Consider the following 26,959-nt stretch of genomic DNA (forward strand, 5'->3'; position numbering starts at 1 on the left):
ATTAGCTTTAATTTCCTCTCTTTTCATGGGTTCTATTTTTTGATTACTTGGATCCAACCTTTGAATTCATGGTCTTTACCATCCTTATCTTTTGCTGATAAAACATAAAAATAAGTACCTGAAGTCTGATCAGGAGCATCCCAATCATTTTGATAATTTTCAGTTTCAAAGACGTGATCTCCATATCTATTGAAAATGACAATCTCATTGCTCACAAACTTGCCTAATCCCTGGATCTCGAAGGTGTCATTGTCTCCATCATTGTTTGGAGTGATCACATTCGGAATGTGGAATGGTAAGATCTCATTCACATCGTCATCCTGATTGTTTGACTCATCAGTGTCTGTTTCAGCTGCGCTGATCTCTGCCAGATTGGTAATCAAACCAGGATCACCTGCTTTTACTTTTACACTAAATACTATCTCACTATCTGCAGCAAATACAGGTATTGTCCATGTCAGCTGATTTCCAATAACAGCAAATGTAAACTCCGTTCCACCTGTGTTAGAAATGACTTCATTGCTCAAATAAGTCACATTCTGTGGCAGGTTATCGATAAGAATCACATCCGTCGCATCAAAACCACCGATATTTTTGATTGTAATCTGGTATTCGAATTCATCTCCTTCGAAGATTTCCACTTCAAAAGAAGTCTTTTCAACTAATAGATCGACATCATCCGGAACAGTGAAGCACCTCACACCATAATCAAAATTGAAGTTGGTTGGGTCTTCCCTACTTACAGATCCTGATTGAACCAAAGGAGTCGTCACCTCACATACCAATCCATTAATATCTTGAGTGGCCAGTACTCTTCCTGAAGGATCAGGTAGGACTTTCACCAATCCAGAAGCTCCAAAGGTCAATGCTTGAGCATCAAATACAGGATCAGGTACAAGGGTCACTTCGTACTCACCATAAGGAAGAGTTTGTGTCAAAATATGTCTCCAGTATCCAAATTGACTAACAGATTCTGTTGCCTCATATCCATTAGGTCCTTTGACCAGAATATTCTCCCCTCCTGGATTTCCAAAACCAGCTTTGTTCAATTCTCCTTGGTTTTCGTCTCCTTCATAGCTACCATCTCCATTGAGATCAATCCATTCCCAATTGGAAATACTTATAGACTGTCCTGATACGATGGTGTTTTTAGTAACCTCCCCATCATCATTGGCATCAAACCACTCATTTTCGATTCCATCTCCATTGAGATCATACCATATAAATCCTCTCAGCGATGGATTTTCTACAGCGGTTCCAGAACCTACTCGTGCATATCTAAAATCAACAGGATTATAAACGCATGGCTCAACAGTGATTGAGGCCAAATCCCCATCGATAGCCCTCAGACCTTTTGTGATTTCTAGATTTTCATCCAATACTTTTATCGTGAAGTCACCAGTGGCAACACCTTTAAATTCATATCTGCCTGATGCATTGGTGATGCTAATCAAGGTATCTCCTGGCGTGTTTTCTCCTGGAAGAAGGATAACAGGAACATTTGGAAGTCCTTCCTGACCAATGATATTATAAAGTAGACCGGTCACTAAAGTCTCTCCATTACAAGAAACCTGACTTATAGCATCATCTTCACCAGTCAAAGGATCTCCGCCCACAGGATTAGGAGCTGTCACGAAGGCAATATTTACAATTGTATTATTGGCTGCAACATCTGCCTCAGTCACGGTGTAAGTGGTTACAAAATCAAGTGATTCTTGAGGAGCTAGGCTCGGAATCGTTGTATCAAAACCTGTCAGTGGATCCGTTACCTGGACATCAGCTAGTTCTACATTTCCAGTATTTGTAACTGTAATTGTATATGTGATTACTTCACCGCTTGCAATAACAAGATCCTTGTCTGCTGTTTTGATAATCTCAACAGCTGGTTTAGCATCTGTAGTTATGATTACTGTATCATTTGCTTCGACATCATTTCCAGATGGATCTTGTGCTATGACAGAAGCAATATTAGTAATGCTTCCAGCTTCCAAATCGGTCTGTGTAACAGTATAAGTTGCAGTAAATGTCACCGTCTCTCCTGGAACCAAAACTGGATTAGTTTCTACTAAACCAGCTAATGGATCTGTTGTAAGAACATTGCTTAAGGTCGTGTTGCCTGTATTGGTTACAGTCAAAGTATAAGTAATCACATCACCTACTTGATCATAGGTCGTTACATCTGCTGTTTTGCTCAGATCAATTCCAGAAGACTGAACTGCTGTCACAGTAGCAGTCGCAGTATCGCTTAAGTTGGTATTGGTGGCATCCGTTGCTGTCACTGTTGCTACGTTTACCACTTGACCAGCATCAATATCACCTTGTACAATTGTATAAGTTTCTGTAACTGTCACTACTTGGGCGGGTACCATTGAACCGATAGCTTGATTCAATCCAGTTAATGGATCGGTCAAAGTAACATTTTCAAGTGTTTCATTGCCAGTATTGGTCACGGTCAAGGTATATGAAATCACATCACCAACCGCATCGTAAGTTGTAACATCAGCGGTTTTCGTCAGATCAATTCCAGAGGACTGGTTCGCTGTTACTGTTGCAGTCGCAGTATCGCTCAAGTTGGCGTTGGTTGCATCCGTTGCGGTCACAGTTGCCACGTTCACTACCTGACCTGCATCGATATCAGCTTGGGCAATTGTGTAAGTTTCAGTTACCGTCACCACTTGGGAAGGAATCAAGGTACCGATAGCCTGGTTCAGTCCGGTCAATGGATCGGTCAAGATTACATTAGTCAAGGTCTCGTTGCCTGTATTCGTCACTGTCAAGGTATAAGTGATCACATCACTCACTTGATCGTAAGTGGCTACATTTGCTACTTTCGTCAGATCAATTCCAGGAGACTGAACCGCCGTCACAGTCGCAGTCGAAGTGTCGCTCAAGGTGGAGTTGGTAGCATCTGTCGCGGTAACCGTTGCCACGTTCACTACTTGACCAGCATCAATATCTCCTTGAGCAATCGTGTAAGCTTCTGTTACCGTCACCACTTGTGCTGGTGTCATTGAACCAATTACCTGATTCAATCCTGTCAATGGATCAGTCAAGGTTACATTAGTCAAGGTCTCGTTGCCTGTATTCGTCACTATCAAGGTATAGGTAATCAAATCACCTACCTGGACATATGTCGTTACGTCTGCTGTTTTCGTCAGATCAATTCCAGAAGACTGAACTGCTGTCACAATAGCAGTCGCAGTATCGCTCAAGTTGGTGTTGGTTGCATCAGTTGCAGTCACTGTTGCAATATTTACTACCTGCCCAGCATCAATATCACCTTGTACAATCGTGTAAGTTTCTGTTACCGTCACCACTTGTGATGGAGTCATCGAACCGATTGCTTGATTCAATCCTGTCAAAGGATCACTTAGGATTATATTATCCAAGGTTAAATTACCTGTATTAGTTACAGTCAAGGTATAAGTAATCACATCACCTGATTGATCGAAAGCGGAAACATCTGCTACTTTCGTCAGTTCAATAGCAGGGCTCTGAACTGCTGTCACCGTAGCTGTTGCCGTAGCTGTCTGGATCACAGTGTTTGGATCTTCTCCAGTAACAGTCGCCGTATTCACATAGCTGCCGCCATCCACGTCTGCCTGAGTAACCGTGTAAGTGGCCGAAACAGTTGCCGACTGACCAGGTAACAAAGTGCCTACGGATGGGCTACTGATTGTAGTTCCCGCATCGCTCACCGTCACATTGTCCAAAGTCACGTTGCCTGTGTTTGTCACTACCAGACTATAGCTTATCTGATCCCCTGCCTGTGAATAGGTAGTCGGATTAGCTGTTTTAGATAGGCGGATACCTGGGTTTTGAATTGCGGTGACTGTCGCCGTAGCCGTGGTCAACTTATCTGCACCTTTGCTGTCTTTGGCAGTTGCAGTCGCGATATTCACCACTGATCCTGCATCGACATCTACCTGGCTTACTGAATAAGTTTCATTTATCGTAGCATTCTGCTGTGGTGCCAGCGTGCCTACGTTGTATGTTAGGTTGGTCAATGGGTCTGTAATCACCACATCGTTCAGAATCAGATTACCTGTGTTGGTAACCGTCAGGGTATAGTTGATTGCATCTCCAGCCTGATCGAAAGTCGTCGGGTTGGCTGTCTTAGTAAGCTCCAGTCTGGAAACACCGATTGCTCTGACTACTTCACTGTCTGTTGTGCTCAAGGTCGTATTGAACGGATCCGTACCTTCGCCTGTGGCCGTGTTGGTCACCGTTCCATTGTCCAGATCCGACTGTAGAATCGTGTAGCTGGTCGGAATCACCGTCATTGCTCCCGGCACCAATGTTCCAATGTTCTGGTTCAAGTTGGTCAACGGATCGGTAATGGTCACATTGTCCAAAGTAAGATTACCTGTGTTGGTCACTTCCAAGGTATAATCAATCACTTGGCCTGCTGTGACATAAAGTTTCGGCGTAGCAGTCTTAATCAACTGGATTCCACCTGCGCGAACTGCTGGAACGGTTTCTCTATCTTTTGATGAAACTGTTCTTCCTCCTGGACCTTCACCGCTCACACTTGCTGTGTTGTCCACTTCGCCTGCATCAATATCTGCCTGACTCACTGTATAACTGGTTGCTATTACAGTCACTGCTCCAGGAGCTAGTTTGTCTAGAGGAAGCTGGACAATTCCAGTTAAGACATCAGACAATTCGACATTGTCCAGCGTAACATTTCCAATGTTTCTTACCGTCAATGTGTAGTCGATCACATCACCCGGTTGGGCATAGCTTGTTGTGCTGCTTTGTTTATCCAGTTTGACACCAGGTTGTCTGCTTGCGACAGACACCGCATTGTCCTTATCACTTACAGGTCTTGCTAAAGGAGTGTCTTCTACGCCGCTGGCAGAAGCCACATTCGTAATCAGGCCTGCATCCAGGTCAGACTGCTTCACTGAATAAGATGTGGTATAAACAGAACTTGCACCTGGCGCCATAGTGCCAATTGACTGCGTCAATCCGGTCAGATCATCAGTCAAGACAACTCCGGTTACCGTCACGTTACCGATATTGGTCACGATGATCTCATATTCTATTAGCTCGCCTAACGTGCTGAATACCTTATTCAGCGATACCTTATCCACTTCTATCGCACCGAAGTCCTGTGCTGCGATCAAGGCTCTGTCAGTTGCGGTTGCCGTGCTATTATCAGGAGCAGTTCCAGTCACTGTTGCCGTATTGATCAGGAACTGATTGTCAATATTCGTCTGAGTCAGTGTATAAGTCGCAGTGAAGGTCTGGCTGTCGCCAGGTACCATCGTGCCCAGACTCTGGCTGTATGGAATTAGCGGGTCGCTCAATACAACATTGTCCAGAGTAACATTGCCCACGTTGGTCACCTCAAAGGTATAGGTAACCACTTCGCCAGCATTCACGAAGATCTTCGGGTTGGCAGTTTTTATCAGATCCAGAGCAGGTGCTACGTTGGCAAGAACCAGCTCATCATCCGTTGCATCCACAGTCACATTTGCAGGGGAAACACCTGTCGCCGTAGCCGTATTCAAGATACTTCCCGCATCCACTTCTGCCTGGGTCACCGTCAAAGCAACTGAATAGCTTGCCGTCTGGCCAGGAGCCAGTGTTGGCAAAGTCGGAGAGGTAAAGCTGCTGAGAGGATCGGTCACGACCACATCGTACAGAGTCACATTACCTGTATTCTCCACTTCAAGCGTATAGGTAATCACATCACCTACCTGATTATAAGTCTGCCTGTCAGCTGTCTTTTCCAGACTGATCGAAGGACTCTGACCTGCAGTTATTCGCTCAGGGGCAGTCACCGTCAAGACCATGCTGTTAGGATCTGTGCCTACTGCTGTGGCAATGTTATCCACATAGCCTCTATCCAGGTCTGCCTGGGTAATGGTCAGGATTCCTGATACCGATTCGGTCTGACCCGGAACCAGTGTAAAGCTTGGAGAAGTATAGTTGGCAAGTGGATCATTGACCACTAAATCGGTCAAAGTCACATTACCTGTATTTTCTACTTCTAAAGTATAATTGATCAACTCACCAACCTGACTGAAGGTAGGCGGACTGGCCGTTTTCTTCAGATCCAATGCAGGAGTCTGAACAGCAATCACGGTTGCTGTTGCTGTTGTGCTCAGAGTTGTAGATGCAGGATCAAGGCCAGTTGCTGTGGCTGTATTCACAAAGTTTCCGTTGTCAATATCTGCCTGTGTAATTGTATAGCTTCCTGCAACTGTTGCACTCTGTCCAGGGAGCAAAGTACCTACATTTGGATTGGTCAAAGTAGTGCCCGGATCGCTTACAACAACACTACTTAAGGTTACATTTCCTGAGTTGGTAACCACCAGCTCGTAACTGATCACCTCATCTAATTGGCTGTAATCCCCCGGCGTAGGAGTTTTCGTCAGTTCAATAGCAGGGCTCTGAACTGCTGTCACCGTAGCTGTTGCCGTAGCTGTCTGGATCACAGTGTTTGGATCTTCTCCAGTAACAGTCGCCGTATTCACATAGCTGCCGCCATCCACGTCTGCCTGAGTAACAGTGTAAGTGGCCGAAACGGTTGCCGACTGACCCGTTAACAAAGTGCCTACCGATGGGCTACTGATTGTAGTTCCCGCATCGCTCACCGTCACATTGTCCAAAGTCACGTTGCCTGTGTTTGTCACTACCAGACTATAGCTTATCTGATCCCCTGCCTGGGAATAGGTAGTCGGATTGGCTGTTTTAGTAAGACTGATACCTGGGGTTTGAATTGCTGTAAGTGAGGTAGAAGCAAAATCATTTACTTTTTGCTTTTTAGGATCTATACCGCTAACTGTTGCAGAATTATAGATAATGCCAAAATCTACATCATTTTGAGTAGCAGAATAAACGGTGGTAACCGTCTGGGAAGCACCCGGTGCAAGGCTTCCTAAGCCTTGGCCTAAACCAGTCAGCGGATCAGTAATGTTTACTTTATCCAAAGTTACATTTCCTGTATTCCTCACGACAAGAGTAAAGTTTATGGCTTCTCCAGCTACAGCATAAGTTGATTTGTCTGATGTTTTAGTCAACTCAATATCTGGCTGCCTAATAGAGAATAGGGTAACCTGATCGCTGTCGGTAACTGGTATTAGGCTAGGATCCAAGCCTATGGCTGTAGCTGTATTTACCAAACTTCCCTGATCTACATCAGCTTGAGTGAAAGTATAGGAAGTAGTATAACTATTGATAGCTCCTGGAGCCATATCACCTACATCCACTGTCAAGTTTGTTAATGGATCAGTGACCTCCACATCTGTTAAGGTGACATTTCCATTATTCGTGACAGTGAGTGTAAAGGTCGCAACTTGATTTTCAGAATTATAGAGAGAAATATCCGATGTTTTTGTGATCGTTATTTCAGCATCTTTAGCCGCTGTTACTGTTACAGAAGCGGTCTCTTGAATAGGCTGATTAGTTGGATCTTCACCAGTAACTGTCGCCACATTTATAACTGCCCCAGCATCAATATCAGATTGAATTACCTGATAAGTTTCTGTATCCCGTACAACTTGCCCCGGTATCATTGTTCCGATATTGGAAGATAGACCAGTCAGAGGATCAACTAACAATACATTTTCCAAGGTGACATTTCCGGTATTAGTCACAACCAAGGTATAGTTGATCACATCGCCAGCAGCGTTTACCTGATTTACATCGGCAGTTTTCGTCAATAAAATATCAGGGAGTTGATTTGCATCGATTGTCACGGATGCCTGTCCATTTACAGCTGTACCTTGAGGGGAGAAGCCTGTAACTGTGGCAATATTGGTAAGTGAACCAGCATCAATATCTGCCTGGGTAATTGTATGCGTAGCAGTATAAGTCCAAACTTCACCAGGTACCATACCTGCTTTCACCTGTACAATTGGAATCTGCTTATCTACCAAAGTAACACCTACCAAAGAAGTATTACCTGTGTTGGTAACTTGTAGGGTATACTCGATTAGATCTCCTACATTTTGGTAAGAGTTTACATTGGCTGTTTTTGTAATTCCGATTGCAGGAGCATTAGATGCCGTGATTCTTTCTGTATCGATGGCTCTAAAGTCTTTTCCTTTCGGACCAGTTCCAACAGCAGTTGCTTCATTGAATATAAAGCCTCTATTCAGATCCAAAAGAGTTACTGTATAAGTAGCAGTGGCAGTTGCTGTCTGTCCTGGGGCAAGACTATTGAAGTTTTGAGTAAATGAAAGTGCAGCATCCGACAATGTAACCGGAGCCAAAGTGATATTTCCAGTATTTTCAATTTCAAACGTATACGTGATGACTTCACCTGGCACCGCATAAGTCTGTGGATTTGCTGTCTTAGTGAGCGAAATACCTCCACTTTGCGAAACATTTACAGTCGCATCATCTGTATCGGTTCTAGTAAATCCATATTGGGTTATTCCCTCAGCAGTGGCCACATTTAGGATGCTACCTGCATCAATATCCGCTTGTGTCGCTGTGTAGGTAGTCGAATAAGTCACTGATGCTCCAGGAGCAAGTGATACTAAATATTCACTTAATCCGGTTTTCGCATCATCAGTAGTAACATCATTCAGTGTCAGGTTGCCAACATTTGAAACCACCAGCGTATAAGTGATTACCTCTCCAGCTGTTGAAATGGAAGCTTTATCGGCTGTTTTCTGAATATCTATTGCTCCATTTCTCTGAACAAGCACCAAAGCATCATCTATATCAGATACAGCTTTCAGATTTGGATCATTTGCTTTCGCTCTGGCAAAATTCAGAATGAATCCTCTGTCAATATCTGCTTGCGTGGTTTGATATACGGCAGTGATAGTTACTGATTGGGCTGGATCCAGATCAAATGGAGCCGGACTAAATCCAGGAAGCATGGTATCTGCCAATTCCGTATCCGTCAATGTCACATTTCCAGTATTGGTAACTACAAATGTGTAGGTCAAATCAACCCCAGGAGTCGAAATCACCGATTGATTTACTGATTTGACAAGGCTGATTTGTGGGTTTTGCGAAGCATCCACGAGCGCATTATCCGTATCAGATTGTTGCTTGCTGTTAGAATCAGTTGATGTAACAGTCGCTGAGTTGAAAATAGAACCTGCATCAATATCCGCTTGAGTAACGCTATAGGTGGCAGTAAATACTTCCGTCTGTCCTGGAGCCATGGAAGCAATTGTCTGGCTGTAGCCTATTTTGCTGTCATCCAATTGGACATTATCCAAAGTGAGCGTACCGATATTGGTAATGGAGAATTCATAATCAATCGTTTCATTCACCTGAGAATAAGTATTGGAAAGAGCCGTTTTCGTCAGTTCTATTCCACCTTTTCCATTCGAAATTGCAATAGCATCATCCTGTCCAGTCACCTTATTTCCATCAGGCTTATTGGCTACGGATTGAACCGTATTTCTAAACAATCCATTGTCAACATCCTGCTGAGTTACCGTATAGGTCGTAGAATAGGTCAAGGTAGCTCCAGGTGCCAAAGTAGGTTCAGATGCAACCAGACCTGTTTTTGGATCTTCAGTCTTCACTAGACTTAAGGTCACATTGCCATTATTGACTACGGTAATTGCATAATTTAAAATCTCCCCAGCATTGGTAAAGACTAGAGGATTCACAGTCTTTTTGACATCCAGGATACTAAACTGAACAGCTGTAGCAGTCCAAGAATCCGAAGCTGATAAGGTAGGTCCAGCTGGTTGGGTAGCTTTTACCGAAGCTGTATTCACATAGCTACCATTGTTTAGGTCAGCCTGAGTCGTGGTATAAACTCCAGTGTAGGTAAATGAGGCACCAGGTGCCAATGTACCTGTTTCAGATATTCCGAGTTTAGAATCTGTTGTGTTGACGTTAGTCAAGGTAACATTACCCGTATTTTCAACTACGATACTGTAATTAATTGGAGTTCCAACAGCAGTAAAGAACGATTTATCTCCTGTTTTTGTCAGTTCAATTCTTGCAGCTTGATCCACATCTACTGTCACTTGATCAGTATCGGTGATCTGTTGTCCAGTAGGAGCATCTCCAGTAACAGTTACATTATTATCAATGGAACCGCTATCAATATCAGCTTGAGTAACTGTATATACTGAAGAATATGTTTCGGTTTGACCAGGTACTAGTGTTCCTACAACTTGATTGAAAGGAATTCTCGGATCATCGATCTCTACATTTCTGAGGGTCTGGTTACCGGTATTTTCTACCACAAAAGTGTAGGTAATCAAATCTCCTTCATTTCTTACCAAACTTACATCAGCAGATTTCTGAATGTCAATTTGAGGATCCTGAACTCCTATAGATTCTTCCTTATCCGTAGCTGTGACTGTCACTGTATTTGGATCCACCCCAGTTACGGTAGCAGTGTTTGGAACCGAACCGGTATCCAGGTCATTTTGAGTAATGGTGTAGGATGCCGTAGTAGTGTAAGTCTGTCCAGGTGTTAAGGTACCAATCGTATCATCTACTGAAGTGAGAACATCCACTAAATTCACCTGATCCATGGTTACATTTCCAGTGTTTTCGACAACCAAAGTGTAGTTGAGAACCTCTCCTAGGAAATCATAAGACAGTGGATTTACTGTTTTGGAAACCTTTATTTCGGCATCCTGAACAGCTGTTACAGTCACTGAATTTGTGATTGTACTGACTGGATCGGAATTCACATCTACCCCATTGACAGAGGCGACGTTAACAATACTTCCCGCATCGATATCAGCTTGAGTTACTTGATAAGAAGCAGAAACATTTAAAGTCTGTCCAGGATTTAAGCTTGCAATTGGGCTACCTCCGTTGACTGTCGCTTTAGCATCTGTCGTCACTAGATTTGTGAGTGTGACATTTCCAGTATTTGTCACCGCGATCAAATATTGAATAGTCTCTCCCACTTGACTATAGGTCTGAACAGAAGAAGATTTGACAGCTTGAAGACCTGAAGTTTGCACTGCAGTCAGGGTAACAGTATTGGAAACAGCAGATGCCTGAGCTCCTTTCGGATCAATTGCCTGAGCAGTTGCAATGTTAACTATTTGGCCAGCATCGAGATCCGCCTGTGTGACAGTATGTGTGGCAGTTACAGTCCTTACCTCGGTTGGATTAAGGACAAATGAATTACCAGCAACAACAGTAGTATTGTCAATTACTTTCGTATTTGTAAGTCTGACATTACCTGTGTTTGAGATTACAAATTCATAATTGATGACTTCATTCAAAGTCGAATAAGTACTTTGTGCAGCAGACTTCACGATATCCAAACTTGGATTCTGAATTGCTGGTACAATTACCTGATTCGAATTTCTCTTAAACTCTTTAGAATTAGTATCCTTTGCCTTTACAGACGCTGTATTTACATATTGCCCTGCATTCAGATCAGCTTGTGTGACAGTGTGAACTCCTGTAACAGTAACCGATTGACCAGGTGCAAGTGTGGTAAATTGATTCGAAGAAGTAAGCTGTGCCTTTGGATCTGTCAATTCAATCTCACGTAAAGTAACATTACCCGTATTCTCAACTACAAAGGTGTAATCTATTACATCTCCAACTTGATCATAGTTAGGAGTTGGGCTATCCTTTTTAACATTGATATTAGGGCTTTGAACTGCCGGAACTCTTATCTGATTGGTTTGCGCCGTAATCACAGTTGCATCCGGCTCACTTGCTGAGACAGTTGCTGTATTTAGATATTTACCGGCATCAAGATCAGTCTGAACCACAACATGCTCCGCATCTACAATAACGGTCTGGCCTGGTGCAATTGAGGAGATCGGTAGCGTGCTGGTAAAGGTCACATTCGGATCTTGAACCTGAACATTAAAGAGAGTTAGATTTCCTGTATTTGTGATCGAAATATGATACTCTATAATATCACCTACTGCATCATAGTTTTGAGTCGGAGTGGTTTTGGAAACCTTCATTTTTGGATCTGGTGTTCCAATCAATGTTTTGGAATCCGTCGCCGTCAGGATATTTCCATTGAAATCCCTTCCCAAAGCAGAAGCAACGTTTGTAATACTTCCCAAATCTATGTCTACCTGAGTGACCGTATAATCGACATCAAATCGAACAATCTCGGAAGGTGCAAGAACAGCCAATGTCGTATCCAAGCCTACTTTGTTGTCAACTACATTTAAACTGAAAATATTGATGTTTCCAGGATTTTGGACATAAATGCTGTAGTTGATGACTTCACCCGGTTGAGAATAGCCGCTTTGCTGAACATCTTTGAAAAGATTCAATCCAGGCGTTTGGGCTCCGTTTATGATTTCAGTGGCAGTATCAGATACAGTAGTCAAGTCAGGTTTAGTACCCGTTGCTGTGGCTATATTTTCTATCTGACCCCGATCGATATCAGTCTGAGTCACTGTATACGTTTCCTGATAGGTTTTACTATCTCCAGGATTCATTTTTACAATGGTATCAGAAAGCCCTGTATTCGGATCTTCCACCAAGACATTTGTCAGTGTTACATTGCCATCATTTTCTACTACCAAGGTATAGTTTAATACTTCACCTACTTGGAAATACCCATTTTGGGCTACTGACTTGGTAATGTCAATGCTTGCATTTTGAACTGCTGGAATAATTTCATTATCTGTCGCTATTCCCAAAGTACCACCCGTGGCTTTACCCGTGGCTGTAGCGGTATTTTCGTATTGGCCGGCATCTATATCTGCCTGCTTAGTAGTATAATTTGCTGAATAAGTCCAGGATTCGGTTACTTCCAAAACCTTGTTATTGTTCGTATCTCCAGATCTGTAGGTAGGCCCAGATGTCGCTCCTGGATCTGTAACATTCACTGACTTGATACTTACATTACCTGTATTCCTCACAATAATATTGTAAGTAAGACCTTGGCCTACTTTGTTGTAAGAATTAGGCTGAGTCGTACTCACTTTGTTGAGAGTCCAGGATGGATTTTGTTGTCCGGTAACTGTTTCCGAATCTGTCACATTTGGAATGCTGCCACTTGTTAATTGTCCAGAAGCTGTCGCAGTATTCGTGAAAGTACCCAAATCCAAATCAGCTTGGGTGACGGTATGCTCAGCAGTATAGGTCCAAGTTTCATTCAAATCCAGTTTGGTATCAGTATTAGTATCCCCAGATACATAAACTGGACTGGCATCTGCTTTTGGATCGGCTACGGTAATATTGCCAACTCTTACATTTCCAGTATTGGTAATAACAATTCGATAATCTAAAACATCACCTACAGCGGAATAAGAAGCCGGACTTGTTGTTACTGATTTATCGATTGACCAATTAGCCTGAATATCAGCAGCTACTCTAATGTCAGTTTGATCAGTGACCGGACCTGCTGTAGAAGTCGTTCCAGAGACATTCGCATCGTTAGTGAACCCTCCATTATCTACATCGTCTTGTGTGACTGCGTAGCTAGTGGAAAAGATCCAAATCTCACCTGGAGACATGATATCATCCCCTCCAGTATCTCCAGACACATAAGTCGGAACATTGGTTTTTGGATCAGTAACCAGCAGGTTTTGAATAGAAATATTACCAGTATTTTCTACAACAATGGTGTAATTGATTACATCGCCAACAGCATCAAAAGAGCTGACATCAGCGGTCTTGGTGATATTGATTTGAGGGCTTTGATTTACATCAGTCACTGTAGATGAGTTTCTGTTGTAGTTATTACCCAAAGCATCAGAGCCTACAAGTGTAGCCGCATTTGTGATACTTCCAGCATCCAAATCTGCTTGGGTCACTGTATAGGTTCCAGTATACGTCTCCACTTGATTAGGATCCAATCGAGCGATTGTTTCATCAATCGAAATCAAAGGATCTGTAACTCTCACATTAAACAAAGAGATATTACCTGTATTGGCAACTCTCAAAGTATAGGTGATCACATTGCCTACTGCATCGACCACCTTAGGAGTGGAAGTCTTGACAAATACAATGTTTGGATTCTGAGCGGCATCCACCAGTGCTTTATCAGTGGAGAATACCCGCTGTCCTTTTGGTCCTGTGGCTTCCGCTTGCGCAGTATTGGTCACAGATCCGGCGTTAATATCATCCTGATTTACAGTATAGGAAGCTACTCTGGTATAGGTGGCCCCAACTGCTAAATCTGGTATTACCAATAACGTAGGGCTAATCAGCGGATCTGAAATGCGAACATTACTTAGGGTAACATTTCCGGTATTTCTTAAAGTAAATTCATATTCAATAATATCGCCTGCCGTATCATAACCAGTGGTCAAAGCCTGCTTTTTCAAGCTGATTTTTGGAGTCTGACTACCTACTAAATTTGCAGCATCAACATCGGCTACTGTTACTCCAAGGGTTGTTTCTTCCCCAGATACAGAAGCTAAGTTTAGAATTTCTCCTAAGTCTATATCTTGCTGAGTGACAATGTAAGTTGGAGTATAGGTTCGTTTCTCGCCTGGTGAAAGTGTACCAATGGCATCTTGGAAATTCAATTTGGCATCTACCACATTGACATTATCCAAGGTGGTATTTCCATTATTGACAACCACGATTGAATAAGAGATTACCTCTCCTGCAAAAGAATAACCTGCAGCATTGGCTATTTTCTCAATGTCAATTCTTGCCGTAGGGTTACTATCAATCCAATGTGTGTCTTGATCAGTAATATCTGTGCGACCTGGATCTAATCCAGTTACCGTTGCAGTGTTGACAATTTGTCCCCGATCAATATCTGCTTGAGTCACGGTATAGGTAGCAGTCACCGTAGAAGACTGTCCTGGATCTAAATCTCCCACCACAATGGTCGATGGAGTAGCTATATTATCTGTGATCTCAATGTCTGTAATGGTCACATTTCCAGAATTGGTCACGATAAATTGGTATTCTACCACATCCCCAACAGCAGGGTCAGTATTTACAAAATTGACATTAGTTTTCTCTAAAGTCAGCCTTGGATTTTGTGAGCCACCCAATACATCATCTGCAGTATCGCTTACAGTACCTGCCTTAGGATCGGTTCCTTCCACAGTAGCAGAATTGGTAATTGTCCCGGCATTTACATCCGCTTGGGTGACGGTGTATTGCAAAGTATAGGTCAAAGTCTGGCCAGGGGCCATATCTCCTACCAAAATATCATCACCAGTCAATTGATCAGTTAATTCAACTGCACTTAAATCAACATTACCCGTATTTTCTATGACAATGACATAATCCAAAATATCTCCTGCCTGATCAAAGCCAGTATTCAGAACTGTTTTACTAATATCAATCGAAGGAGTAAATGCACCTTGAATAGTAATATCATCAGTACCTGTGATTGTAGCTCCACCCGGAGTCAATGCTGAAATGTCAGCAGTGTTGGTAATAGTACTGTTATCAACATCAAGTTGGGTGACTGTATAATTGGTATGTACCGTATAGGCCTGACCCGGTGCCAAAGAAGGTCTAGTAACATCCAATCCAGTTTGTACATCCGTGACATTTAGGCTACTAAGTGTAACATTGCCTGTATTTGCAATTACAATGGTAAAGTCAATGACTTCTCCGGCATTGGTGTAGCCTGAGGCATTGGTGGTTTTTCGAATTTCCAAATCAGGATTTTGGACAGCATTGGCATCTACCTGAGTATTGTCAGTCACAGAATTGTTATCCGGATCTGTTCCAGTGGCAGTCAACGTATTGCTGATCGAACCACTATCTATGTCTGCTTGAGTAACCGTATATGTACCAGTCAAAGATTTGCTTTGACCAGGAGCAAGTGTTGGAATGGTCTGCGACAAATTGATTTCAGGATCAGATACCTGAACTCCTGAAAGTGTCACATTACCAGAGTTAGTCACTTCCAAAGTGTAAGTGATAACCTGACCAGGGGTGTCGTAAGTGGATGGAGTTACTGTTTTATTGACAGAAATGTTTGGATTCCTATCGGCCGTAATCGTCTCACTTGCAGTTATTGAACTCAATGTTCCTTGAGCAGGTGTACCTGCTGCAGTTGCAGTATTGGTAAAAGTACCAGCATCAATATCAGCTTGGGTAATCTGATAGGTAGCTGTATAAATCCAGGTTTCGGATGGCTCCAGTTTGTTATTGCTATTAGTATCCCCACTCTGCAGAGTAGGTGCTGTTGTGACTTTTGGATCAGTCAATATCACATTCGAGATACTTACATTACCTGTATTGTCCAAAACAAAAGTATAGGTAATGGTTTGGTTTGCCTGATCGTAGGTTGGCTGAGAAGCAGACTTGTCTAGGGTCCAACTTGGACTGCTTGTCGCAGTTACTGTTTCGCTGTCTGTCTTTTCCGGTAAAGTCCCAACTACCGAACTACCATCTATCGTGGCCGCATTAGTAAAGCTACCGGCATCAATATCCGCTTGGGTAACTGTATAAGTTGCTAGATAAGTCCATGATTCCCCAACATCCAGGACACCTGTATTGGCAACATCCCCTGAAGAATAGGTAGGACCTGTGCTTGCTTTAGGATCATAAACATTTACGGTGGAGATAGAAATATTCCCCGTATTGGTGACAATGATATCATAGGTGAGTATCTCTCCAGGGTTCGCAAATCCACTTGGTGAATTGGTATTGATTTTTTCTACATCCCAATCTGGGTTTTGATCCCCAGGGGTGGTGACTTCAGAAATAGCAGGAGTTAAAGTACCAGCCACTGGAGTACCGCTGGCGGTGGCAGAGTTGGTAAAGGTACCTGCATCTACATCCGCTTGAGTTACCGTATGACTAGCCTGGTAAATCCAGATTTCCCCTACATCCAAGACTCCTGTATTTGCAAGATCCCCCGAAATATAGGTAGGTCCTGTATCAGCATTTGGATCGGTGACAACTGGATTGTTTATCGTAATATTTCCAGTATTCTCAATAACAATCGTGTATGGAATCACCTCACCTGCATTCGCAAATTGAGTCGTGGTAGTCGATTTATCGATCGTAATTCGAGGAGTCTGAGCAGCATTGATGGTCAGGTCATCTCCCCGAGCTAAAGGTGTACCATTTGGATCGGTTCCCGAAACACTGGCAACATTGGTAATGGAACCTGCATCAATATCCGCTTGAGTCACTGTGTAAGTGACAGTATAAGTTCGGGTTTGGCCAGGCGAGATATTAGGCACATTAAATGAATCACTTGTGGTGATATCCTCTACTGTGAAATTGGTTAGTGTCACATTTCCTGAATTATTGATATTCAAGAAGTATTCTATTGTTTCACCTGCCTGACTGTAACCAGTTTTATTGGCGGTTTTAATGATATTAATATCTGGATTAAGAACGGCATCTACCGTCACCGTATTGGAAATCGCAGGAGTGAGCATTCCCCCTGCTGGGGAACCTGTAGCAGTAGCTGTATTACTGTAGCTTCCCGCATCAATATCCGCTTGCGAAACAATATGGAATGCAGTATAAGTCCAAGTTTCACCTACATCCAATGTATTCAAAGGCGCTAAATCCCCTGACTTTGTGGTAGCAATATTGGTATTTGGATCTGTCAAAGTCACTGATGAAATCGAGACATTTCCAGTATTTTCTAACTGAAGTTCATAGGTAATTATATCTCCAACACTACTGTAATCTAAGGTAGGTGAGGATTTTGTTAATGTCCAAGCCGGGTTTTGGACAGCGTCAACCGTCACTGTATTGGAAATCGCAGGAGCAAGCGTTCCACCAGCCGGTGTACCTGAAATCGTTGCAGTATTTTCTACAAAACCCCTGTCTAAATCCGCTTGTGTTGTTGTATGTAAACCTACATATCTCCAGGCCTCTCCTGGACTCAAAATCCCATCGTTCCCAATATCAGTTCCTTGGATTGGGGTTTGTAATAAGTTTGGAATCAGTGGGTCATTGATAGAAATTCCTGAGATACTAACATTTCCAGTATTGGTTGCTATAAACTCATAAGGCAATCCAAAACCAGTTGTACTAAAGGATGTTGAAGAACTTCGTTTGGTTAATGTCCAAGAAGGATTTGGATCTGGGCCCCTTACCGTAACTGTATTGGATATTCCCGGAGCCAAAGTTCCGTTATTAGGAATTCCGGTAGCTGTAGCGGTGTTGCTGTAGCTACCTGCGTCGATATCTGCTTGGGTGACTCTATGAGTGGCGAAGAAGGTCCATGTCTCTCCTACATTCAAGATTCCAGATGGAGCAAAGTCGCCTAGTATGGTTTGTGAAAGAGTCGTGTTTGGATCGGTAAGGGTCACCCCGGTGATGGACACATCTCCAGTATTCTTCACTTCAATTTCATAACTAATCAAGTCTCTCACTTGATTATATTCTAGGGTAGTCGTTGATTTGGTAACAGTCCAAGAAGGATTTTTATTCGCAGTGACCCTTACTGTGTTCGAGGCGGCATCCTGCAAATTTCCACCAGCCGGTGTACCTGAAATCGTTGCGGTATTTTCTACAAAACCACGGTCTATATCCGCCTGAGTGGTAGTATAGGCACCTACATATCTCCATGCCTCACCGGGACTTAAAATCCCATCATTTCCAATATCAGTCCCTTGAATTGGCGTTTGTGACAAGTTGGGTATCAAAGGATCACTGATTGAAACACCTGAAATATTAACATTCCCAGTATTGGTAGCCACAAACTCAAAGCTCAAACCAAGCCCTGGAGCATCAAAGGTTGAAGAAGATGCTTGTTTGGTTAATGTCCAAGACGGAGTTTGATCGGCATTTGCCGTCACTGTATTGGATATTCCCGGCGCCAAAGTTCTGCTTGCAGGAGTTCCGGTAGCGGTAGCGGTGTTGCTGTAGCTACCTGCGTCGATATCTGCTTGGGTGACTCTATGAGTGGCAAGAAAGGTCCATGCTTCACCTACATCCAAGACTCCAACTTGAGGAAAGTCACCTAGTATGGTTTGTGAAATAGTCGTGTTTGGATCCGTAAGGGTCACCCCGGAAATGGCCACATTTCCAGTATTCTTCACTTCAATTTCATAGCTAAGCAAGTCACCTACTTGATTGTAAACTGGGGTAGTCGTGGATTTGGTAACAGTCCAAGAAGGATTTGGGTCGCCGGTAACAAAGGTAAAAATCACTCCATCAGGAAGATTCACTCCATTGAATTTCAACTTGGAACTGGCAATGGAATTTGGGATAATTTGCTGAACTGTACCTGTGGTGAAGTCTCCATCTCCATCCTGATCAATCAACAGTCTGTAATTATTGAGATTTGTAGTGACTCCGCTTGTTGTCAGTCCATTCAAATCAAACTCTAGATCCACAGTTCCAGGGTCCATTGTGCGCTGAACTTTCCACTCCCTCCCTAGTCTGAACGTATTCAAACCGGCTGGAAGATCCGAGGTTTGCTCGACTAAGCCCCCGTTGTCATGTCCAATGATTAAAAAGTCGCCATCATCCAAAGAACTTGGGTTGCTGATTACAATATTTCCCTTGCCGCTTTGACCTATTCCATTGCCGCTTCCACTGCTGACACTGTTGGATGAGACTTGGTTTAAGCCACTTACATCATCTCGTCCGATCCCAAACACATCATTCCAATAATTGGTATCGGTCCAGATTTGATTTCCGTCTGAATCCACATAGGCATTGACAGAAGGATCAAGAGAGACACCATATTTAATGGCCAAATAGGACTGAATTATGGCTTTATCAGATTCTGGTAGAGCAGTTGGAAATATGAGCAATTCGGCCAAATCTCCATTAAGTCGCCCTGTAGTCGCCCCTCCACCAATGACAGGGGTTAGGTCAATGGATGAAAAATCGACTCCGGAGTCTTGATTCACTGTGACAGATTGTCCATTTACCCTTGCATCTGCCAAAGCAGGATTTAAGTCAATGGAACTAATAGAAAATGTTGTACCCGAGTTAGGATTAGTGAAGGCTTGTTGATTGCCGTTGCTATCTTGATTTTTCAGGCTATTTGATAAACCCACAAAAAATCCACCTGGTCCCACTGTATTTCCAATAACCGTTCCTTCAAAGGTGGAGTTTTGATACTTAAACACTCCATAGGCTTCCACCCCGCTGATTTGGGTATTTCCCAATAGACCATCGTCAGGAAGTCCATTACTCTGCCGTTGGAAAAAATTGACGGTTGGGTAAAAATTCAATGAGCTGTCATTGACAGCAGGAGTGCCTGCCACTGAAAAATTATTGGAGAAACTCTGATCGACCCAGTTAGTTAATTTTCCGGAATTTGTGCTTACACCTTGATCACTTTTTAACCAGAGATTTGGCGATTGAAAAAGGGTGGCATTCAATGAACTGACCAGTGTAAACACTGAATTGTCCGGCAGTGCCACATTTGAAAAAAGTAGCACTCCGTTAAAGGAATCGGGAGTGACTTCCGTGACCGTACCCGTGGTAAAATCCCCATCTCCATCTGTGTCTACCAATAATCTGTAGTTATTTGGCTGATTGCCTCCCAGCGAAATACCCACCAGATCTAGGCTCAGATTTACTGTACCTACATCATTGGTGTGACTTACCTTCCATTCGCGTCCGATCCGTTTTGCATTTGTCAATCCGGAAGGCAATTCACTGGTTTGCTCTGCTATTGCACCGTTGTCATGACCGATCAGCAAGAAGTCACCGGGATCCAATGAAGAAGGGTTGCTCAAAACAATATTCCCCTTTCCAATCTGCCCGGTACCATCACCGCTACCGGTATTCATGCTATTGGATTGTGTTTGGTTTAATCCAGAGTCCCCATCTGAGCCAATCCCGAAGACATCATTATGATAGGAGGCATTCGCTGTTGCATCCCAAATAAGATTTCCAAAGCCGTCTAGATAAGACCCTGGTAGATGAATACCATATTTAATTGCGAGGTATGATTCAATTTTAAGTTTATCAACCGAAGAAAGTCCCGCAGGAAATGTAATTACTTCTGCCAGATTCCCATTAAACGGAATCCATCCAAAACCATTACCATTATTATTTGTCCCCCCAATCATTGGGGTCAATAAAATATTGGAAAAATCACCTCCAGATGCTGTTGTTACAGGTTGGGCAGTACCATTTAAACGGCCAGTAGCAAAGGGTGAGGTGGATAAGGATATATCTAGATTGTTGATAGTATAAGCATTTACAAAATCAGTATTTTCAAAACTTTGGTAGGTACCATCTCTACCATCGCCCACATAAACCCGAAAATCACGTGACGAGCCAAAAATTGCCTTCCCATAATTAATACCTGCAGTAGCTCCACCAAGAATTGTACCTGCATTGCCCAAACTATTATGCTTGAAAACAGCAAAGGCATCTACGTAAGAAATTTCTGTATTCCCGGTCAGCCGATGAGTAGGCAATACAGTTTGACTAGTAGTGTTATTGAAGCCAACTACCGGATTAAAGTTAACCGCATCAGAAGTAAAGGTTGGTGTGCCAGTAATGGTAAAGGTATTCGTACCTGTTTGATCCACCCATCCACTTAAATTCCCTGAATTTTGCGAAGTTCCTTGATCAGCTCTTAGCCAAAGATTTGAGGTTTGAAGCGGGGGACTGTTCAAATAAGTAACCAGTGTAAAAACCGCATTATTTGGAAGTGTAACATTTGAGAAAGATATTATATCTGATGCATAAGCATCTGCTGCCAGCTCAGTTACCGTACCTGTTGAAAAATCTCCATCTCCATCCGTATCGATCAAAAGTATAAAATCCGAAGCTCGAGTGCCAGAAAAAGTCAAACCAAGGGCATTGAAAGTTAAATCTATTGTACCTAAATCATTGGTATGACTTACTCTCCATTCCCTTGTCAAGCGTTGAGCTCTTGAAAGAGTGACAGGGAGATCGGAAGATTGCTCGGTTAAGGCTCCATTGTCATGCCCTATCATCAAAAAGTCGCCATCATCCAAGGAAGACGGATTGCTGAGAACTATGTTTCCTTTTCCAGATTGACCTGTTCCATCTCCAGAACCCGTATTAATACTATTGGACTGGGATTGATTTAAGCCACTAGCATCCTCTCTTCCTATTCCAAAAACATCGTTCCAATAAGCTGTGTTGTTCCAAATCACTGTTCCGCTGGAAGCTTCATAATTTAAAACAGACGGTTCCAGAGTAATACCATATTTTACAGCCAAATACGATTGGACCTTTTTCTTTTCTACATCTGAAAGAGAGTTTGGGTAAACTACTAATTCCACCAAATCTCCACTTAGCTTGCCTACATTTGCTCCACCGCCAATAGCAGGGGTTAGATTAATTGAGGCAAAGTCACTTCCATTATCTTGAGTAACACTTGCGACTGCTCCATTAACTTTTGCAGCGGCAAGGGTTGGTGATAAATCTATTGTATTTATTGAAAAAACAGAGGATAGGTTTGGATTTTGAAATGTTTGATCATTTCCATTGGTATCCCGGACCTTCATCGTATTAATTAAACCAGCAAAAAATCCACCATCACCCGAAGTGTTGCCTAGGATGGTTCCTTGATTTAATAGGTCCTTATATTTAAAAACACCAAAGACTTCTACACCATTAATTTCGGTAGTGCCTATTAATCCATTATCGGGCAATCCGTTACTTGTAGTATTGGTGAAATTAATAGACGAATTGAAATTAATGGAATTATTAAGGACTGTTGGGGCTCCATTCACACTAAAGGTGTTAATACCAATTTGATCCGTCCAACCCGTTACGTTGCTTCCTGAAGTTGTAATTCCAGCATCTGTTTTTAACCAGAGGCTGGCACCTCCAACACCTGGTCCAGGTGTTTTTGTAACCAAGGTAAATACGGTTCCATCAGCCAAGGAGATCCCTGGGAAGGTCAATATATTGGAAATGAAGCTAGTTGGGATCACAACAGTGGCTCCTGAAGAAAAATCTCCATCGGCGTCTAATAATAATTGAAAGTTATCAAGAGACCTTGTACTGAAGCTTAACCCAGTCAAATCAATCGTAAGATCAACTGTACCAACATTCCCTGTATTTTTTACTTTCCATTCCCTTGCTAATCGGGCACCTGCTCTATAATTAGTTGGCAAGTCAGTCGTTTGTTCGTTTAAGGCTCCATTGTCATGACCTATCATCAAAAAGTCGCCATCATCCAATGGAGATGGATTGCTGAGAACTATGTTTCCTTTTCCAGATTGACCTGTTCCATCTCCAGAACCCGTATTAATACTATTGGACTGGGATTGATTTAAGCCACTAGCATCCTCTCTTCCTATTCCAAAAACATCGTTCCAATAAGCTGTGTTGTTCCAAATCACTGTTCCGCTGGAAGCTTCATAATTTAAAACAGACGGTTCCAGAGTAATACCATATTTTACAGCCAAATACGATTGGACCTTTTTCTTTTCTACATCTGAAAGAGAGTTTGGGTAAACTACTAATTCCACCAAATCTCCACTTAGCTTGCCTACATTTGCTCCACCGCCAATAGCAGGGGTTAGATTAATTGAGGCAAAGTCACTTCCATTATCTTGAGTAACACTTGCGACTGCTCCATTAACTTTTGCAGCGGCAAGGGTTGGTGATAAATCTATTGTATTTATTGAAAAAACAGAGGATAGGTTTGGATTTTGAAATGTTTGATCATTTCCATTGGTATCCCGGACCTTCATCGTATTAATTAAACCAGCAAAAAATCCACCATCACCCGAAGTGTTGCCTAGGATGGTTCCTTGATTTAATAGGTCCTTATATTTAAAAACACCAAAGACTTCTACACCATTAATTTCGGTAGTGCCTATTAATCCATTATCGGGCAATCCGTTACTTGTAGTATTGGTGAAATTAATAGACGAATTGAAATTAATGGAATTATTAAGGACTGTTGGGGCTCCATTCACACTAAAGGTGTTAATACCAATTTGATCCGTCCAACCCGTTACGTTGCTTCCTGAAGTTGTAATTCCAGCATCTGTTTTTAACCAGAGGCTGGCACCTCCAACACCTGGTCCAGGTGTTTTTGTAACCAAGGTAAATACGGTTCCATCAGCCAAGGAGATCCCTGGGAAGGTCAATATATTGGAAATGAAGCTAGTTGGGATCACAACAGTGGCTCCTGAAGAAAAATCTCCATCGGCGTCTAATAATAATTGAAAGTTATCAAGAGACCTTGTACTGAAGCTTAACCCAGTCAAATCAATCGTAAGATCAACTGTACCAACATTCCCTGTATTTTTTACTTTCCATTCCCTTGCTAATCGGGCACCTGCTCTATAATTAGTTGGCAAGTCAGTCGTTTGTTCGTTTAAGGCTCCATTGTCATGACCTATCATCAAAAAGTCGCCATCATCCAATGGAGATGGATTGCTGAGAACTATGTTTCCTTTTCCAGATTGACCTGTTCCATCTCCAGAACCCGTATTAATACTATTGGACTGGGATTGATTTAAGCCACTAGCATCGTCTCTTCCTATTCCAAAAACATCATGCCAGTAGGCAGTATTGTTCCAAACAACCGTACCTGCAGAAGAGGTATAATTGCTTACTGATGGGTCTAAGGAAATACCATATTTAATGGCCAAGTATGACTCTACTTTTAGCCTGTCGCTGGCAGAAAGTGAGTTGGGAAAGAGAATAATTTCTGCAATATCACCATTCAATCCTCGCCATTGATTTCTTGCGCCACCTATCATTGGTGTCATGGTTAATTGTGTGTAATCAGTGGCTGTACCAGTTTGACTAATGCTTTGTATAGCACCATCCAACCTTGCTGTGGTATATGGAGCTGTGGTAAGGGCTAGATCATAGTTGTTGATGGTAAACTTTGACTGAAGATTTGGGTTGTTATACCCTTGAAAAACATTAGGAGTGCCATCACTTACAACTGAATTGGGAAAACTAATTCCTCCAAAAAATACTCGAGAAAATTGACCATTAGGTGCCTCTATTGACCCGACTACCGTTGCATTGCGATTAGAATTAGTCTTGTAAACAGCAAAAGCCTCTACTGCAGAGATAGAAGTGTTACCCTCTAATCTATTGACTGGGGGTTCTGCAATGGTTGTATTGGCCATACCCACAGTAGGGTTAAAGTTTACCTCATTTTGCTTATAAACTACGGTACCAATTTTGGTAAAAGTATTAATACCTGCTTGATCTTGCCATCCTGTCAAATTAGTTCCACTATTGGTTACGCCTTCATTGGCTTTTAGCCAAAGGTTGGCTCCAAGTACTCCTGGGCCGGCTTGCGGTTTTTTTGGTGTAAGTAAGGTAAACACAGCTCCATTGGGCAGGTTTACTGCATTGAAGGTAAGTTCATCTCCCGTAAAAGAAGATGGAGTAACCTCAGTCACTGTTCCATTGGTAAAGTCCCCATTGCCATCTGCATCTATCAGCAATTTGAAATCCGCAGCGGTCGTTCCTGACAGTGTCAAGTCAAGCGTGCTAAATTTAAGCGTGACAGTACCTACATTACCAGTATGGCTCACTTTCCATTCGCGGCCTATCCGTCTAAATCCAATCAGAGAAGTCGGCAAATCTGTGGTTTGTTCGGTAAAAGACCCGTTGTCGTGGCCGATTAGCAAAAAGTCATTGTTGTCTAAGCTGGAAGGGTTACTTAGCACTATATTTCCCTTCCCGCTTTGCCCAGTTCCATCACCAGATCCGGTGTTGATGCTGTTGGATTGCGTTTGATTCAAGCCACTAGCGTCATCTTTTCCAATTCCAAATACATCATTCCAATAGGTCAAATCAGTCCAAATTAGCGCCTCAGACGAAGATAGATAAGCTGATGCTGAAGGATCCAAGGAAATGCCATATTTAATGGCTAGATAAGATTGTATTTTGGATCTTTCCCTAACCGTATGGGCTGCAGGATACATAATGATCTCAGCTATTTGCCCATTATAAAGATCCTGTTCGTTAGGATCGGTTGAACGCCCGATATACGGAATAGCAGAAAATGGATTCATTGCGGCATTTGACCCTGCTAACAAAGCAGTAGCATGAAAAGTACCATCAATGTATGTTTTGTGGTTAGCAGGCAATTGCCCTGCGACGAGTTCAACGACAGAAAGCCTTGCTAAACTTGTCCCTAAATCACCAGTAGAATTAAAATAGATTCCTTGATTATTACCAGTCCGTAAATTGGTTCCTTTGGCCATATAGCCTCTGTTGGTAGTCGAACCATCTGATGACAAGGTTGAACTAATTAAGGTCAGCTGCCCACTTGTTCCAAGTTTTGAAACTGCATAAAGGGTTTGAAAGGTAATGGCTTTATTCCCGGTCAGATAATCACCATTACCATCAAAATCAATTGCATTATTGAAGTTTATTTTAGTGGCGCCTGTTTGAGGATCTCCAGATACAGTAAAGGTATTAGTTCCACTTTGATCTACCCAACCTGTAAGATTACTACCACTATTAGTTACCCCTCCATCGGCTTTCAGCCAGAGATTGGATCCTGTAACACCACCGGGAGCAGATGGCTGAGGAACTCCAGATACAAAGATTTGATAAGTCCCATCTTGAATTGCAACCGGATCATTCAGCCAAATAGCCAAACCTGTCAAATTTTCCGAGCTATTCCAGGTTACAACATGGGTTTCATAAAAATCATAAAAGTCAATCGATCCACCTGGTTGATATCCAACTGGACTGACACAACCCGCTGGACCTAATTTCTGAACTTGCCAACCTCCAAAATCAGGTTTTTCAACCCTTATTGATATAGAACCGGATGGAATACCTGCCAGATTAATAAACCAAAAGTCATCTTGGTCACTAGAAGTCAATAAACCAGAATAAGTGCCATCAGCAGCAATTAAATTGGCAGTTGAACAGCTATTATTTGGTTCGGTCTCCGTTTGGGCAAATAGCGGAAAGGATAATAATCCTAAACACAAGGCAAAAAATGAAATTGAAGAATTTTGTAAAAATCTTATCATATAATCAACTCAGGGATACTAAATACAAATTAAACTCGATGTGAAATTGCTAAGAACTACCTTTTAAATGATTTAGATCACTTAGTAAATAGATCATAGAAATCGTATTAAAATCATTATTTCTAAGACTAGTTGAATTAAACAACTCACTCATATACAATGTTTTAATTTCACGTCGCTTAAGGGCTTATTGTGTTTTAAACTTGATTTAAGTC

1 protein-coding gene is annotated in these 26,959 nt (G+C 42.4%); it reads right to left on the reverse strand.

The genetic code is table 11. The annotated features are described in order from the left end of the window. Positions 1-32: 32 nt before the first annotated feature. Entirely contained in the window at positions 33-26,702 is a 26,670-nt protein-coding gene (locus J0A69_RS01800; RefSeq protein WP_206584801.1) for a DUF7507 domain-containing protein, read from the reverse strand. Positions 26,703-26,959: the final 257 nt, after the last annotated feature.

The sequence above is a fragment of the Algoriphagus pacificus genome (assembly GCF_017254845.1).
Taxonomy (GTDB): domain Bacteria; phylum Bacteroidota; class Bacteroidia; order Cytophagales; family Cyclobacteriaceae; genus Algoriphagus; species Algoriphagus pacificus.